Below are 14,606 nucleotides of genomic sequence, written 5' to 3'. Positions count from 1 at the left end.
AGTTAAGTTTTTTTTCTTTTATTTAATAATCAGATAGTTGAAATTGAAGTTTTTTTTACTGTTATTATCTTTAAATTGCTTTTTTATTTCAAAAGCAATTAATATATGTGGATGAAGAACAAGATTTATTTATTCTCCCACTTAAATTAAGTAGATTGTTTATTTTACAATGTTTAGTGTAATAGTGCTTTTGAATCCTGGGTGGTAGGAAGGGGAGTAGGTAATGTATCCGAATTCCTGTAGTTCTTTAAAATATTTGTGATAAGTAGGGAATGTCCGAATGTGCGACAATTTCATAAGCACAGATCTGCTTACCCGAATGGTACTAAAATTATTTTGTAAATCTGCTAGACGCAATATCGCAAGAATTAATGCGAGATGCCAAACATTAATCCTAATATCTTTCTCCATAGTTTCAAAAATATGATTGTAATTTTTTACGATCATGTCCTTACTTATTAAAAAGCTTAAGCAAATCCTCCTTTTTATAATAGTAGGAACCCAAAACTTTCCTATATTCTATTTTTCCACTGATTCTCAGGTTTTGTAAAGTTGCCGGAGATATATTCAAAATTTGGCGGATTGATTTACTGCGTATCCATTCTGGGTCTTCCGTTATCTTGGTTGTATATCCTTTCTTTTTATTCGCAATCAGATTCTCTATATCGTTCAGCAAGAGTAAACGAAACTGTCTTAAATCTTCTTTTGTTATCTGGTTTTCCATTGTAGATCTATTTTACAATGCAATTTATAGCAGTGGGGTGGTGAAAGTAGGCAAGTGGAAGTAGCGTGCTGTTTTTTACTTTTTATGTCTCATGTAATCTAAATAACAGATGTATTCTTGAAGAAAATAGAATTCTATTAAGCACGAAAATTACCAGATAGCTTTTTTAATGATCTGTTTACTTGATAGGGATCCTATTTTAAAGAATTAAATTCCATAAAAGATTAAAAGGCTATATTGCATTGCGAAATAATATTAGAAATTTTTGAGATTATTGCTAAAAGATATTAAGAGAAAAATTGATTGAATCATCAATAATTGTTTAATACAAAATATAAACTCTAAACTCATTTAAATCACTTAAAATGAATTTAAAAAATATACTAGTGCTTACTGCAAGTATAGTTAGTTTGTCTGTAAATGCTCAGATAGAAACAGGTGTGTACTTTTCTAACGATAGAAAATTTGTAGATATTATTGAAGATCTGGGAAATCCTTTAGAAGGTAATCCTGTAATGATTGTAAAGACGTTTGTACCCAAACATGGAAGTTATATATGGTATTTAAACGAAAGTAAAGCAAAAAACACAGCGCTTTTAGACGATATCCCAAAAGATCTGCATTCAGGAATTTATCTTGAAGATCATGGAGGAATAGTACTAGTAATGACATTTAAGGATTTCGCAAAAGGATTATCCCAACCCCGATATCTTATTAACTATTGTGAAATAGCAGATGCCGATAATAACGGATTTCCTGAGTTTTATCTTACATATTTTGAAGAATCTGATGGATTAGATGTAAAACCACTGAAGGTTATTGTTTACACAAAAAATAATAGTAAAACTTTTTCGAAATCTAAAATTACAGCATGGCTTCCATTTCAGCCTGAGGATAAATACCGTGAAGAGATGGATGATAATTTTAGGTTATTGCCTAAAGCCATAAAGATGAGAGCCGAAAATATATTAAAGGAGGCTAAAGAGGGGATTAATTGAAGTTAATATAGCAGTTTGTTTAACCGTTTTCGGGATAAACGCATGTAATAAAAAGAACAAACAGAGAATGATTTGTAGATTCTTTTGATATTTAAAGAAAAGAAGTAAAAAGTATCAGTGATTTATTCAACTTCAAACGCTTTCGGATATCTAACAACACCTTTTACATTTTGCAACGCATTTTGCGATAGTTCTATTGCCATACAGTTATTTTCTGGAACATCAAAGGGTAGCTTTATCCCAAACTCCTTGGTTAGTTTATATCCAAACTTCGGGTAGTAATCTTCGTGTCCTAACAACACTACTGAACCAAATCCCAATTTTTTTGCTATGTCGTGGGCAGTTTTTATAAGTTTTCCACCAATGCCTTTTCCTTGATAGTCCGGCAATACAGCAACGGGAGCTAATGCAAGTGAGGGATAAGTATTTTTATCGGCGTCTTCAATGTTAATTTTAGTAAGCAGTATGTATCCGATAATTCGATTATCTGCTTCAGCAACAAGTGACAACTCGGGAATAAATGCATCAGATCTGCGCAGTCTTTCCACTAAAAACTGCTCTTTATGATCACTCAATTCTACATTTTCAAAAGCCAATCGAATAAGTTCAAAAACTGTTTTGAAATCTTCCTTTTCTTCTTTTCTTATCTTTATATTCATAATCTGTAAAATTAAAAAATATACTTTGAGTAGATTTTATATTTAATCGATATTATGAAATTATAAGTGCGAGATATACTACCGTTTTTCATTGTAATTCTTATTCCATGATATTGATATTCTAATTTTTAGCTATTTACCAATAAAATAAATTTGACTTGATATGTTTTAAAAACCACAGCACATTTACCATCACTCTCAAGATCATTCTGTAAAAGAGCTTTAGGTTTTAATTTGATAAAACATTAAAAAAGAGTTTTTCAATACTTCCAAACTTCTTTTTTAAACTTTTATTCACGGACTCTGAATCCATGACATTTTCTATAAGAGCTCAAGCTTAATCTTCCATAGTCAACCGGTAAAAAGGCAGCTAATTTATAGTGGTCTTCCCGTGGCATCTTCCCAACCAAAAGACTACGGCATAAACGGCTTCCTCCCTAAAAGGTACCCTCCAATTATTCCGTTTCCTTTTTGTTTTCTCCATAGACCACTTTGTTTATCTGCTTTCTTTTTTCCGTTTTTCTTTTGGAAATATTTCTCAGAAAAAAGAAGAGAAAGTGGAAGTAAAGAGTTTTAATCATTTAAATAATTCTATTATGAACATTATTGGAAGAGTGACAAGGGATGCGGAAGTCCGCACATTGTCGAACGAAAGACAGGTAGTGAATTTTTCAATTGCTACAAACGAAAATTTTAAAAACAAACAAGGGGAACGAGTTGAGCAGACAATCTATTTTGACTGTTCTTATTGGATATCAACAAAAGTTGTAAGCTTACTTACAAAAGGAACTTTGGTGGAACTTTTAGGTAGGGTAAGTACAAGAGCATGGATAGGGAAGGATGGAGAACCGAAAGCAGGCTTAAATTTCCATACATCTAACATTAAGCTTCACGGTAGTAGTAGAAATATGAATAGCCAACCATCTGCTATAGATGAAAACAAGAATATAAACCTGCAAGTAAAAGAAGATGACCTGCCTTTTTAAAGTAACGGATTTGAACGGTTGCGAAATTGAAATAACCAATCTAAAAGAAGCTATCAAGATAGCCAAACGCAATACGGGATACCACCACGAGGACAAGAGTTTTTCAGAGTTCGACAAAAGACAAAAAGCCTATTGGACAGACATACACGAGAAACTTACAGCAATCAAAAAACGAACAGATCACAATTAAAATTTCAGAACGATGAATACCAATTTTTTCAATCAGATACAAGCTTTGGACTTTACAGGTGTATTACAACTGAACATTTCCAAAGGAGCAGAAAACAACCTTATAGTATCGGTACTACTCAATAACGAGCAATGCGGAGATAGTGCCAAAAATCTAATTCCCCCATTGACTTTTAACGCCACGCCACAGGATTTTGACGAAGGATTTTTTGAGCAGATAACCACGCCTATACAGACCGTTTCGGGTGTAATGGTGGATATGGAAAAATTCCTAAAACAAATGGAAATTGTCAAACAGCAATCGGCAATGGAGAAAGAAAAGACCGAGAAATCCAAAAAGGAAAAAGAAGCCAAAGACAAGAAATTTAAAGACGGAATGGCAAAGGCTGACGAACTCGAAAAAGAGGGAAAATTCCGTGAAGCGTGGATGAAAGTTCCCGATATAACCGAGTTTCCCGAAAAAGCAGATGAGATACGCAAACGCAAAACGGCATTGTCTGCAAAATTCGATACACCAAACCTTTTCGGAGCAATGGAAGAAACCACACCCGAACCGCCAAAAACGGAAGAAGTTACAGCCGATTATCCCATAGATGAAACGGACGAAGAAGAAACAGAGTATTAACGATTAAAACGAACATTATGTTATTAGCAACGCAATTAGAACGGGTGTTTATACTCAAAGATAAAGGACAGGAAGTAAGACTTACCGACCCCGAACCACGTTGGAGCGTGGAAGCCGTAATGAATTTTTACGCCAATATGTATCCGATACTCACAACTGCGAAAGCATCTGCACCGCAAATCAAAGATGATGCGCTAGAGTACAAATTTGAGAGCGTAATGGGAACGAAAGGTTAAACCAAATATTTAAAGCAATGAATTATGCACAAACATATCCTATCGGGAACTATCAAAATACCCGAACAGCAACGACAACGACAGTTGCACCGCCAATTAAACGAGTTCGCCAATTGGATGCAAAAGCCAAAGGATGCAAACGAAGTACGCAAAGACAAACGCAAATCAGTACCGACAGAAATGTTGCCAATGGTTTTCTAAAGTGTACGTTTCTGCCTAAACTGAAAGAAACAAAAACCTTAAAGGCTTGCAGGAAATCAGATAAAACGGAAAGGGATTTTGTTCAGTCCCTTTCCAAATTAGCAGAGCATTACCAAATTGAACCGATGCAGGGCAAACAATTTCCTTATCCTTATAATATGGCATTGGCAATGTCAGATATGGAAGAAAAACTAAAGTTAAAGGTTTTGGATTGGCAAGAAATACGTTTGGTACAGGACAGTAAGAAAACCTATTTCGTAAGTGAGGAACGCTACAATACAGGCTCAACACTTTTTTATATTCCCATTGCTTCAATGTACCGAATGTTGCACAATCGTAAGCGGAAAAGAAATGCTCATTTATTGTTATCAGTTTGTACCTATCTCTATCACATAGCCGACATTCCGTATTACAGGCAGGAAGCAAGTTATCTGTATTGGATGTATGAAATGATGAACGATTGGGTGGAAATGGATGACCAAACCGAGCAAACAGCCGTTTATCTTGCCGAAATCAAACAAGCTGAATACATTGGGGATTATATGGAACAGCGGATTAATAACCGTACCAATCTGACCGTATTTGAACAGCGTATCAACAGCTTTAATGCCAAAGATGATTTTGATACCGAATGTTTGACCGTAGCAAAAGGAGCCTTTTCCCTTTATCAAACCTATCCGAATGAGAATGTGTTCCGCAATGCCAAACCTAACGGAGAAGCATCGGAGGAAGATATGGAAAACATAATTGGTATGGAAAAGTATATTTCATTCTATGCAGACCACAAAGGTTGGCTGAATGAAACCCTTATAGAATCCGTCAACACCGAAATGCAGGAGTGCGGACAAATGGAAGAACCCATTATCCTAAAACAATTTGACGGCAGGGATATAACCGCCAACAACCTTTGCTATGAAAACCGATTGTTTGAACTATTGCACAGTTTAAGCGACATTTTACACACCTTTTAAAGTTGGAAATTATGGAAACAATTAACGATATAACACAGGACTTTGGCACATTATACCACCCAAAATCCGCTTTGGTATTCTATGAAACCAAAGGAAGCAACACCGATGTATATGTAGAGCATTTTGATATGGATAAAAACGGTAATCCGATAAACGCCCACCCTTTGACAGTAAAGGAAGCCAACGTATTGGCAAAGGCACTCAATACCGAACAGGAAAAGAACAAAGCTTTTCTGAAATCAAACGGAATTTTGCCGACCAACATCCTGCACATCAATCCCAATGCAGATAAGGGAGCGGTAATTTGGTACACCAAAGCACAGCAACGGCAGATGTATTTTGTGGATAGTCTGCAAATTCCAAACGGAACAGCACAAGTACCGCCAATGCTTTGGAAAGCGAGTAAAAACGGTTTGAGGGTGTTTGCCCTTGCAAGCGACAGAAGACCAACAGAAAAAACAGAGTTGTATCATACACCTTATTTCAACATCTATGAAGACGGTAAAGTCTGTATGGGAACGGTAAGCGTTGATATTAAAAAATCGGCTTCGGTAGAAGAATTTATACAGGCTTGGGAGTATTATTTTTTCAATTCCTATTTCAGCCATTTGTTAGGCAATCATAACCCGATAAAAGGCAATTGCGTAAACCTATGGAAAGACCTTGTAAACACGGAAAAATACTTTCCAAAAGAAGTATTGAAACCGAACAAGAAAACCCTAAAAAATCTATTGTAATGGAAACAGTAAAAACAGTCGTTCATTTTACAGACAACTATTTGATAAGCCCTACCAACCCGATTGAAATTAGTCTGATTGGTGCAGGTGGCACAGGCTCGAAGGTGCTGACCGCCTTAATGGAAATGAGCCACAGTTTAACAGAATTGGGACACGCAGGATTGCAGGTACGTTTATGGGACGATGACATTATCACAGAAGCCAATCTGGGCAGACAGCGGTTTGCACCAAGTGAAACAGAACTGTACAAATCGTTAGCGTTGATAAACCGTGTCAATCGGTTCATGGGTACGAATTGGAAAGCCGAAACCCAAAAGTTTGAACGCAATGTGTTGGGTGGATTGCCCGAAAATTCAAAAGCAACGATTTACATTACTTGTGTGGATAATGTACAGGCAAGATTTGATATTGCAGAAATGCTCAAAGCGATGAGCAAACGCAGAATGAACCGTGACGAACCCAAGTATTGGTTGGATTTTGGGAACAGCCAACAGACAGGACAAGTTATACTATCTACTATCGGAGAAATCAAACAACCCCAATCCGAAAAATACGAAACAGTGGCAAGCCTGCCAATGGTTACAGATGAATTTGGCGAACTACTGAAACAGTCCGAACAATTGGATGATACGCCAAGTTGCAGTTTAGCCGAAGCATTGGAAAAACAGGATTTGTATATCAATGCAACATTGGCTCAAATGGGTTGTTCCTTATTATGGTCTATGTTCCGCTATGGAATGACCGAAAACAGGGGCTTTTTCCTTAATCTGAAGAACTTTCAAACCCAACCCCTGAAAGTCGCCTGACAGCCAAAATCGGGCGGCGAAAAGACGCATCCTTCCGTTGGTCGGAACCGCCTTTTCGCATTTAAAATCGGTGCAATCCCTTTGCCAAAATGTACCGCTACACAAATTCCACTTCTTACATTTTACCAAACAGGTTGCAATATTTTTGCACGGGATATTCGTTATCCCTTTTATTGTTTTAGCAGACTTCTTTTCTTACGACACAGCGACCAAAGAAAAGATTCTGTGTTATGATCCAAGTTTTTTTATATTTTTTTTGTTGATTTTTAAAGTTAATAATGAGTTTTCAAAAATAATAAATGAAAATTTCTTGTATTTAAATTTAATACCGTAATATTGCGATGTAAATAAATTTAGAAATGGGACTTACAAAAACAGAAATATATAAAGACGAGCAAAATAAACTTGCATCGCTTCTTAAAGTTTTAGGGCATCCAGCCAGAATAGCAATCCTGCAATATATTATCAACCAAAAAGCATGTATTTGTAATGATTTGGTTGAGGAGTTAGGTTTAGCGCAAGCAACTATTTCACAACATTTAAAAGAATTAAAAACCATAGGGATTATTCAAGGTTCAATTGAAGGAAAATCAGTTTGTTATTGTATTGACGAAAAGGTATGGAAACAATTTCAAGAGGAATTTAATGGCTTTTTTAATCAGGATGTAAACGTAAAGCAGTGCTGTTAAAGCATTTTTTTATATTTTAACATCGTTATATTGCTATATAACGTTTATTTATCTAATTATCTATTTTATCATTTTAATTATTAGAATTATGAAGTTATCTGAAATTAAAGAAATTTTACCAGCATTAGAAAATGTTGAATTTCAATTAGAAAATGGAACATTTGTTCCTGAACACTTTCATGTTACCGAAGTCGGACAAATCATCAAAAAATTTATTGATTGTGGCGGTGTAATACGCAAGGAAAAAGCAGTCAATTTTCAATTGTGGAATGCCAATGATTATGAGCATAGATTGAAACCAGGAAAGCTATTAAGTATAATTAAACTTTCAGAAGATAAATTAGGAATTGAAGATGCGGAGATAGAAGTGGAATATCAAAGCGATACTATTGGTAAGTACGATTTGGATTTCAATGGAAATACATTTGTACTGAAAAACAAAGCGACTGCTTGCTTGGCTGAGGATGCTTGCGGAATTCCTTCTGAAAAACAAAACAAAAGTCTTTCCGAATTAACAGTAAATCAATCAAATTCATGCACTCCCAATTCAGGATGCTGCTAAACCCTAAATCTAATATCCATGTATCCACCATTGTTAGAGACAATTCAACAATTAGAATGGGAGAAAATCAATAACGATGAGCGTAAAAGTACTTTACAGCCGTTGATTGATTTTATTCAATTAAAAATAAATAGCAAGCAGCAAATAAATATAAATTTCATTTGTACCCATAATTCGCGCAGGAGTCATTTATCACAGGTTTGGGCACAAGTAGCAGCCTCTCATTTCGGTATTGAGAACGTAAATTGCTATTCAGGAGGTACTGAAGAAACCGCATTATTTCCAAAAGTAGCAGAAACATTATCCGATCAGGGATTTAATATTTTCAAAATAAATGATGGCACTAATCCTGTTTATGCTATAAAATATAGTGATAATTCCCAACCTATAATTGGATTTTCTAAAAAGTATGACAATCCTTTTAATCCAGTATCTGCTTTTGCGGCTATAATGACTTGCTCGCAAGCTGACGGAGGATGTCCCTTTATCGCTGGTGCTGAAAAAAGGATTCCCATTACATTTGAAGATCCTAAAATTTCAGATAACACTTCCGAACAGACAAGGATATATTCAGAAAGGAGTTTACAGATAGCAAGCGAAATGTTTTACGTCTTTTCAAAAATCAGCCGATAACCTATGCAACCAAAACTAAAATTCCTTGACCGCTATCTGACCTTATGGATATTCCTTGCCATGGCATTAGGTGTAGGATTGGGTTATTTCTTTCCCACAATTTCCAATGTTACAAACAGCTTGTCAGTAGGTACTACCAATATTCCCTTAGCAATAGGATTAATATTAATGATGTACCCACCATTGGCAAAAGTGGATTATTCATTGCTACCTAAAGCCTTTAAGGACAAAAAAGTAATCGGTATATCCTTATTGTTGAATTGGGTAATCGGCACAGTATTAATGTTCGGATTAGCTGTTTTGTTTTTACGCAACGACCCCGATTATATGACAGGCTTAATAATGATAGGCTTAGCAAGGTGCATCGCCATGGTTATTGTATGGAGTGATTTGGCAAAAGCCAACAGAGAATATACAGCTATGTTGGTTGCTTTAAATAGTATCTTTCAGATATTGAGTTACAGTTTTTTGGTTTGGCTGTTCATCAATGTATTACCATCAAAATTAGGTTTAGCCAATTTCAACGTAAGTGTATCTATGAAAGACGTAACAGAAAGCGTATCGATATACTTAGGAATTCCGTTTTTGACAGGTTTTTTAAGTCGTTACGCATTGGTAAAATCAAAAGGTATAGAGTGGTATAATAGAAAATTTGTACCCAGAATATCGCCCATTACATTATATGCTTTATTATTTACAATCGTATTAATGTTCAGTTTAAAAGGCGATAAAATAGTACAGTTGCCAATGGATGTCATTAAGGTCGCTATACCGTTAGTGGTCTATTTTGTGCTGATGTTTTTTGTAAGCTTCTTTATCAATACATGGTTGAAAGTTCCTTACGATAAAAATGCGGCAATTGCATTTACCGCCACAGGAAACAATTTTGAACTAGCTATTGCGGTAGCAATAGCTGTATTCGGAATCCATTCACCACAAGCATTTGTGGGAGTAGTAGGACCATTGGTAGAAGTTCCCGTTCTGATATTATTAGTAAAGATAAGTTTGTGGCTTAAAAAGAAATATTATAACTAAATAAAAGGCAAAAGAAGTTCCGGGTTTATAGCTAAAAGCTAAACCTCCTAAATAGATTATTAGTGGAGCCACGTAAAGTTTCCCTTTTTTCATTCCTTAATATGTCCTAGGACGAAATAATATAATACTCATGTTCTGCGTTATAATAAGAATTGTTTTTCCAAAAGATAAAAGTTAATTCTAATAATTTTCTTTGAATAGCAACTATAGCCTTCATTTTAATACCATGCCTTGAAACTAATCTTAAGAAAATATCTCTGAACCTCTCATCAGTCCTTATTGCAGCTAGTGTCGGAAAGTGCATTACCTTTCTTAAATTCCGATTACCTCGCTTTGATATTTGGGGTTTGGATTTCACTGAGGTTCCAGATGTCTTTTCCCTTACATCTAATCCTGCATAACTCACCAATTGTCTTTTATTCTTTATTAACTCAAATCCATTGGTTTCTGCGATAATGGTTACAGCGGTCAGATTTCCAATTCTCGGATTGAATATGCTATTTTCAACTTTTTTAGTAGAATTTTATCTCCTTTGATAATTGTAATAATTTTTTATTTTCTGCAGACGTTGTAATATATTTCACTTTTAATAAAAGCATCCAAAAGGTTTAATGAAATTCATAAAAGTAATACTGATGAATTTTTATTGCTTATTAATTAAATTTTATTTACTTTTGAATAAACAAAATTAAACTACATTTTAATTTTATTCAAATGAAAGCAAAATTACCAACTCAATGCCCTAGTTGCGAGACCTTATTAAGTGTAACGCAATTAACCTGCGAAAGTTGTCAAACTGTGGTTCAAGGAAATTATCCGTTGCCAATATTCCTTCAACTGTCACCTAAAGAACAGGAATTTATTTTGCAGTTTTTTTTAACAAGCGGCAGTTTAAAAGAAATGGCAGCACAGTTGGGAATAAGCTACCCAACGGTTCGTAACCAGTTAGACGATATGATTCAGCACATTAAAGACCTTAATATTTAACTTATGAAGAAATTACTACAACTCCTAAAAAATCCTTTTGCCCTTGTTGAAGATAAGAAATTGTTCCTTGTGGGAATCTCTACTTTTATCGTAGGTATTTTCTTAGCTTATTATTTTCAATTACAGCAACAGATCTTAAGGTTAAATATATCAGAAACACCTAATTTAAAACAAGTCATTATATCGCATGTAATAATTGTTGTTTCATTAACGATTGTCTTTTTGATTTTAGGAAAAATAATTAATAAAAAAACTAGATTTATCGATATTTTAAATACCGTTCTCATCGCATTAATCCCCATTTATATTACATTTTTCCAAAATTTCAATAATTTTCTAACCGAAGAAACTTCAAAAATGCTTAACGCTTTAAAAGACGGGAGTATTTATACACAATCACCACCTATATTATTCATTTTTGTAGGACTTACTGGTCTTGTATTTTTCATATACTATATTTATTTACTATTTATCGGTTTTAAGACAGCAACAAACTCAAAGAAAATATGGCACTATACGCTATTTTTCGTTCTTCTTATTATTACAGATATTTTAACTTCTGGTTTAATCAACTCAATTTAACTTTTATGAAAAACTTTATCTTACTTATTACATTATTATTCAGCTTTACTTCATTTGCTCAAATAGAAGGAACTTGGAACGGAAACATTGAAATTCCTAATCAAAAACTACCTTTTGTCTTACATGTAACAAAAGAAAACGGTCAATACAAAGCAACTTCTGACGCTCCTTCTCAAGGTGCTTTTGGAATAGAAGTAAACGAAGTTCGCTTTGAAAACAATATGCTTTATTTAAAGCAAGATCAAACAATGATGATATATGAAGGCAAACTTATTGATGATCAAAATATTAAAGGAACATTTAAGCAAGGGGATTATTCGTTCACTTTAAACCTAACAAAAGCAGAAGCTAAAAAAAGTAATTCTTCAGAAGCACAAAATTTTAAAGTAAAAGAATTAAAAGTTTCAGAAAAACTTGATGGTGATCTTTATAAAACTACCAATAATGAAACTGTTATTTTATTAATTGCAGGATCAGGACCAACAGATCGAAACGGAAATACCTTAGGAACAGCAGGAAGTAATTCTTTTAAATATTTAGCTGAAGGTTTAGCAGAAAAAAATTACAATGTTTTTACATATGACAAACGTGTTGTTTATTCTATTAAAAACCAAGAAGAAATACCGTCATTTGATTTTCAACATGGAATTGATGATGTGCAAAACATTGTTCAATATTTAAAGAATACTTTGGGTTATAAAAACATTATTGTTGCCGGACATAGCGAAGGTTCTTTAGTCGGTATGAGTGCATCTAAAAAGGAAGTTTCTGCTTTTATATCACTTGCAGGCGCTGGAAATTCAATTGATGTTATACTTAAAGAACAATTAAACAAGCAGGCTCCAATGTTAGGTAATGATATAAATAATATTTTAACTCAATTAAAAGAGGGAAAAATAGTGAAGGATATTAATCCAATGCTTCAATCATTATTCGGAGAGCAGAACCAACCTTTTTTAATTGACTGGATCAGTAGAAATCCGCAAATTGAAATTGCAAAATTAAACATTCCAATTTTAATTATTAATGGTACAAAAGATCTGCAAGTAGGTCAAAAAGAAGCGGAGTTATTACATAAAGCTAATCCGAAATCTTCAATGGTAATTATTGATAAAATGAATCATGTTTTTAAAGAAGTAGAAAATGACCAGCAAAATATGGAATCGTACAATAAACCAGAATTACCAATACATAAAGATTTAGTGCCAACAATCGTAAGTTTCTTAAAACAAAACAATCTATGAAACCACTATTCACAGAAAATCAACGCTTTAACCAATGGTGGCTTTGGTTATTACTTGTAGCAAGTGCGGCAACACCCATAATTATTATGTATAAAGAATATACTAATGGTGCGGTATCATCTAATAATTTATGGGCGTTGATTATAATATTTTTGGTAATTATACTTTTTGCAGTTTTACGAATGAAGACAGTTGTTACCAAAGAAAACATTAGACTGACACACTTTCCATTTGTTTGGAAAACCATTAGTTTATCAAATATCGAAACAATGAAAGTAATCAACTACGGTTTTGTTGGCGGTTGGGGAATTCGGCTGTGGACAAGCTACGGAACAGTTTACAATGTACGCGGCAACAAAGGTTTACACATAAAACTTAAAAACGGAAAACAATTGGTTATTGGTACGCAAAAACCACAGGAATTAGAAAAAGTAGTGGAACTATTAAATACCAAATAATGTACGCAGGTTTTATAATTGCTTTTATTCTTTACTTTTTTGCAAGTATTTAAACTAACCTAACATCTCATAACTTATGATAAATACTATTTTAGAATACTGCAACCAAATGCTGCTTTGTGTGGGTATTGTTTTTATACTTGCCGGTTCAGTCATGTATATATTTCCACCGAAAAAAATTAATGGTTTGTATGGATACCGAACACAGACATCAATGCAAAGTCAGCAAAAATGGAATTTTGCCCAAACATACAGTGCCAAAATAATGATGCTTACTGGTTTGATTTTTACATTGATTGCTCCCTCAAAAGGATTGTTTAAAACAAACGACAGCATAGATTTAGCAATTGGTATGTTTTGTATGATTGTTGGCAGTATTTTAATGATAGTGGTTGTTGAAAAGGCTTTAAGAAAAATAAAGTAAAAAATGTAGCAACTCCTTGAAAAGACTTAGTATAATTGTTTCTGATTTTAAACTGATTAATTTGATTCATAGAAAATACTTACAGGTTTTTTCTTCAATTCCTTTACCTGTGTTTTCAGTTCCTTAAGCAGCTCTATAATCTGTTGCTGATCCATGTTAAAATCATCTTTTGTGAACTCTTCTGTCGAAATGCTGCAGGCATATTCCCATATCTCAAAAATATCTGCAAGCGGTATGCTGTAAGGATCGTAAAAAGTATTGTCTGCGGCTACGGTAATGGTTTCTTCTTCTGCTTTTACCAATCTTTTATAGGTAATACCTTCGCTTCGGGTAACAAACAGATAGCTTTTTCCTTTTTTCAGTTCGGTTGCTTTTTCAAGATATTTTCCAATAATAAATGCTCCATCCTTGTACGGTGGCATCGAATCTCCTTCAACGGGAAAAGCACGATAGGTACCCGCTCCAAGAAATGGTAGGGAAATGGTTTGTAGGTTTTCAATATATTCGGGATCTGCATAACCGCTCAAGTATCCCATTGATGCTTTATGAGGAATGATCTCAATAGTATTTTCTCCATTATGATCCACCTTAACAGGCAGCAGTATACGGTTGTCAGGCAGTTCCATAATTTCCTTCAGCGGAATTTTACGCAGGTCGGCAGAAACCATCAGGTCGATGCTTATGTGGAAGTATCTGGACATTCTTATAAGCAGCTCCACGGGTGGTTCCGATGTTGCGTCTTCGTATTTCGCATACCTTACGCGTGTAATAATTAAATCATCTGCAACCTTTTTTTGAGAGACCCCAAGTTGGGCACGCAGATACCTTATGTTTTCTGATAAAATAGACATTGATACAAT

The 14,606-nt window shown here is 34.3% G+C and carries 21 protein-coding genes; 17 read left to right on the top strand and 4 right to left on the bottom strand.

The annotated features are described in order from the left end of the window. Positions 1–451: 451 nt before the first annotated feature. Entirely contained in the window at positions 452–724 is a 273-nt protein-coding gene (locus BM253_RS13660) for a helix-turn-helix domain-containing protein (protein ID WP_091525411.1), read from the bottom strand. A 365-nt stretch (positions 725–1,089) separates the two neighbouring features. Between BM253_RS13660 and BM253_RS13655 the strand changes: the two genes are divergently transcribed. Further along, positions 1,090–1,722 carry a hypothetical protein gene (locus BM253_RS13655; RefSeq protein WP_091525409.1) on the top strand — a complete coding sequence of 211 codons (633 nt, stop codon included), beginning with the start codon at positions 1,090–1,092 and terminating at the stop codon, positions 1,720–1,722. Between the two features lie 122 nt (positions 1,723–1,844). Here the strand turns inward: BM253_RS13655 and BM253_RS13650 are convergent, their stop codons facing one another. Then, positions 1,845–2,381: a GNAT family N-acetyltransferase gene (locus BM253_RS13650; protein WP_177205793.1), complete on the bottom strand. Its 537-nt coding sequence runs from the start codon at positions 2,379–2,381 to the stop codon at positions 1,845–1,847. Positions 2,382–2,977: 596 nt separating this feature from the next. Between BM253_RS13650 and BM253_RS13645 the strand changes: the two genes are divergently transcribed. The 11 genes from BM253_RS13645 (at position 2,978) to arsB (ending at position 10,051) form a co-directional block, all read left to right on the top strand. Then, positions 2,978–3,367 carry a single-stranded DNA-binding protein gene (locus BM253_RS13645; RefSeq protein ID WP_091525407.1) on the top strand — a complete coding sequence of 130 codons (390 nt, stop codon included), beginning with the start codon at positions 2,978–2,980 and terminating at the stop codon, positions 3,365–3,367. After that, the gene (locus BM253_RS13640; RefSeq protein ID WP_091525405.1) at positions 3,351–3,557 is read left to right on the top strand and encodes a hypothetical protein; all 207 of its coding nucleotides are present in this window, start codon (positions 3,351–3,353) and stop codon (positions 3,555–3,557) included. Before BM253_RS13645 ends, BM253_RS13640 begins: the two co-directional genes overlap by 17 nt. A 12-nt stretch (positions 3,558–3,569) precedes the next feature. Beyond that, entirely contained in the window at positions 3,570–4,181 is a 612-nt protein-coding gene (locus tag BM253_RS13635; RefSeq protein ID WP_091525403.1) for a PRTRC system protein E, read from the top strand. A gap of 17 nt (positions 4,182–4,198) precedes the next feature. Next, a complete protein-coding gene (locus BM253_RS13630) occupies positions 4,199–4,417 on the top strand; it encodes a PRTRC system protein C (RefSeq protein ID WP_091525401.1) in 219 nt (72 codons plus the stop codon). 17 nt (positions 4,418–4,434) lie between these two features. Continuing rightward, positions 4,435–5,589 (top strand): hypothetical protein, encoded by a 1,155-nt coding sequence (locus BM253_RS13625; RefSeq protein WP_091525398.1) that lies wholly within the window; start codon positions 4,435–4,437, stop codon positions 5,587–5,589. A gap of 11 nt (positions 5,590–5,600) precedes the next feature. Beyond that, positions 5,601–6,326, top strand: coding sequence for a PRTRC system protein B (locus BM253_RS13620; RefSeq protein ID WP_177205792.1), 726 nt, complete (start codon positions 5,601–5,603; stop codon positions 6,324–6,326). Next, positions 6,326–7,132, top strand: a complete 807-nt coding sequence (locus BM253_RS13615; RefSeq protein WP_091525396.1) for a PRTRC system ThiF family protein — start codon at positions 6,326–6,328, stop codon at positions 7,130–7,132. Before BM253_RS13620 ends, BM253_RS13615 begins: the two co-directional genes overlap by 1 nt. Before the next feature lie 359 nt (positions 7,133–7,491). Next, positions 7,492–7,821, top strand: a complete 330-nt coding sequence (locus tag BM253_RS13610; protein ID WP_091525394.1) for an ArsR/SmtB family transcription factor — start codon at positions 7,492–7,494, stop codon at positions 7,819–7,821. Positions 7,822–7,909: 88 nt separating this feature from the next. Then, entirely contained in the window at positions 7,910–8,383 is a 474-nt protein-coding gene (locus BM253_RS13605) for a DUF6428 family protein (RefSeq protein ID WP_091525392.1), read from the top strand. 18 nt (positions 8,384–8,401) lie between these two features. Further along, positions 8,402–9,016, top strand: a complete 615-nt coding sequence (locus tag BM253_RS13600) for an arsenate-mycothiol transferase ArsC (RefSeq protein WP_091525390.1) — start codon at positions 8,402–8,404, stop codon at positions 9,014–9,016. A 3-nt stretch (positions 9,017–9,019) separates the two neighbouring features. Then, positions 9,020–10,051 (top strand): ACR3 family arsenite efflux transporter, encoded by a 1,032-nt coding sequence (arsB, locus tag BM253_RS13595; protein WP_091525388.1) that lies wholly within the window; start codon positions 9,020–9,022, stop codon positions 10,049–10,051. A gap of 106 nt (positions 10,052–10,157) precedes the next feature. Here arsB and BM253_RS13590 read toward each other — a convergent pair whose 3' ends face one another. Next, positions 10,158–10,532: a transposase gene (locus tag BM253_RS13590; RefSeq protein WP_450088499.1), complete on the bottom strand. Its 375-nt coding sequence runs from the start codon at positions 10,530–10,532 to the stop codon at positions 10,158–10,160. Positions 10,533–10,765: 233 nt separating this feature from the next. Between BM253_RS13590 and BM253_RS13585 the strand changes: the two genes are divergently transcribed. From BM253_RS13585 to BM253_RS13565, 5 genes are all read left to right on the top strand, one after another. Next, a complete protein-coding gene (locus BM253_RS13585; RefSeq protein WP_091521699.1) occupies positions 10,766–11,038 on the top strand; it encodes a DUF2089 family protein in 273 nt (90 codons plus the stop codon). A 3-nt stretch (positions 11,039–11,041) separates the two neighbouring features. Then, positions 11,042–11,620 carry a YIP1 family protein gene (locus tag BM253_RS13580; RefSeq protein ID WP_091525386.1) on the top strand — a complete coding sequence of 193 codons (579 nt, stop codon included), beginning with the start codon at positions 11,042–11,044 and terminating at the stop codon, positions 11,618–11,620. 5 nt (positions 11,621–11,625) lie between these two features. Beyond that, positions 11,626–12,864, top strand: a complete 1,239-nt coding sequence (locus tag BM253_RS13575) for an alpha/beta hydrolase (RefSeq protein WP_177205791.1) — start codon at positions 11,626–11,628, stop codon at positions 12,862–12,864. Continuing rightward, positions 12,861–13,322: a hypothetical protein gene (locus BM253_RS13570; protein WP_091525382.1), complete on the top strand. Its 462-nt coding sequence runs from the start codon at positions 12,861–12,863 to the stop codon at positions 13,320–13,322. The genes BM253_RS13575 and BM253_RS13570 overlap by 4 nt, the downstream gene beginning before the upstream one ends. 76 nt (positions 13,323–13,398) lie before the next feature. Then, positions 13,399–13,746 (top strand): SdpI family protein, encoded by a 348-nt coding sequence (locus tag BM253_RS13565; RefSeq protein ID WP_091525380.1) that lies wholly within the window; start codon positions 13,399–13,401, stop codon positions 13,744–13,746. A gap of 56 nt (positions 13,747–13,802) precedes the next feature. On the opposite strand, the gene BM253_RS13560 is transcribed toward BM253_RS13565, so the two are convergent. Continuing rightward, a partial coding sequence (locus BM253_RS13560) for a LexA family transcriptional regulator (protein WP_317040966.1) occupies positions 13,803–14,606 on the bottom strand: 804 nt, incomplete at its 5' end.

Origin of the sequence: Paenimyroides ummariense, from assembly GCF_900115115.1 — a bacterium.
Lineage (GTDB): Bacteria > Bacteroidota > Bacteroidia > Flavobacteriales > Flavobacteriaceae > Flavobacterium > Flavobacterium ummariense.
This window is presented reverse-complemented; position numbering and strand designations above follow the sequence as displayed.

Excerpts from the sequence above, each read along its gene's own strand:
- BM253_RS13585 (WP_091521699.1), top strand. The coding sequence starts at position 10,766 with ATGAAAGCAAAATTACCAACTCAATGCCCTAGTTGCGAGACCTTATTA.
- BM253_RS13565 (WP_091525380.1), top strand. The coding sequence starts at position 13,399 with ATGATAAATACTATTTTAGAATACTGCAACCAAATGCTGCTTTGTGTG.
- BM253_RS13580 (WP_091525386.1), top strand. The coding sequence starts at position 11,042 with ATGAAGAAATTACTACAACTCCTAAAAAATCCTTTTGCCCTTGTTGAA.
- BM253_RS13575 (WP_177205791.1), top strand. The coding sequence starts at position 11,626 with ATGAAAAACTTTATCTTACTTATTACATTATTATTCAGCTTTACTTCA.
- BM253_RS13615 (WP_091525396.1), top strand. The coding sequence starts at position 6,326 with ATGGAAACAGTAAAAACAGTCGTTCATTTTACAGACAACTATTTGATA.
- BM253_RS13660 (WP_091525411.1), bottom strand. The coding sequence starts at position 724 with ATGGAAAACCAGATAACAAAAGAAGATTTAAGACAGTTTCGTTTACTC.
- BM253_RS13650 (WP_177205793.1), bottom strand. The coding sequence starts at position 2,381 with ATGAATATAAAGATAAGAAAAGAAGAAAAGGAAGATTTCAAAACAGTT.
- BM253_RS13605 (WP_091525392.1), top strand. The coding sequence starts at position 7,910 with ATGAAGTTATCTGAAATTAAAGAAATTTTACCAGCATTAGAAAATGTT.
- BM253_RS13600 (WP_091525390.1), top strand. The coding sequence starts at position 8,402 with ATGTATCCACCATTGTTAGAGACAATTCAACAATTAGAATGGGAGAAA.
- BM253_RS13645 (WP_091525407.1), top strand. The coding sequence starts at position 2,978 with ATGAACATTATTGGAAGAGTGACAAGGGATGCGGAAGTCCGCACATTG.
- BM253_RS13655 (WP_091525409.1), top strand. The coding sequence starts at position 1,090 with ATGAATTTAAAAAATATACTAGTGCTTACTGCAAGTATAGTTAGTTTG.
- arsB (WP_091525388.1), top strand. The coding sequence starts at position 9,020 with ATGCAACCAAAACTAAAATTCCTTGACCGCTATCTGACCTTATGGATA.
- BM253_RS13610 (WP_091525394.1), top strand. The coding sequence starts at position 7,492 with ATGGGACTTACAAAAACAGAAATATATAAAGACGAGCAAAATAAACTT.
- BM253_RS13625 (WP_091525398.1), top strand. The coding sequence starts at position 4,435 with ATGAATTATGCACAAACATATCCTATCGGGAACTATCAAAATACCCGA.
- BM253_RS13630 (WP_091525401.1), top strand. The coding sequence starts at position 4,199 with ATGTTATTAGCAACGCAATTAGAACGGGTGTTTATACTCAAAGATAAA.
- BM253_RS13640 (WP_091525405.1), top strand. The coding sequence starts at position 3,351 with ATGACCTGCCTTTTTAAAGTAACGGATTTGAACGGTTGCGAAATTGAA.
- BM253_RS13570 (WP_091525382.1), top strand. The coding sequence starts at position 12,861 with ATGAAACCACTATTCACAGAAAATCAACGCTTTAACCAATGGTGGCTT.
- BM253_RS13620 (WP_177205792.1), top strand. The coding sequence starts at position 5,601 with ATGGAAACAATTAACGATATAACACAGGACTTTGGCACATTATACCAC.
- BM253_RS13635 (WP_091525403.1), top strand. The coding sequence starts at position 3,570 with ATGAATACCAATTTTTTCAATCAGATACAAGCTTTGGACTTTACAGGT.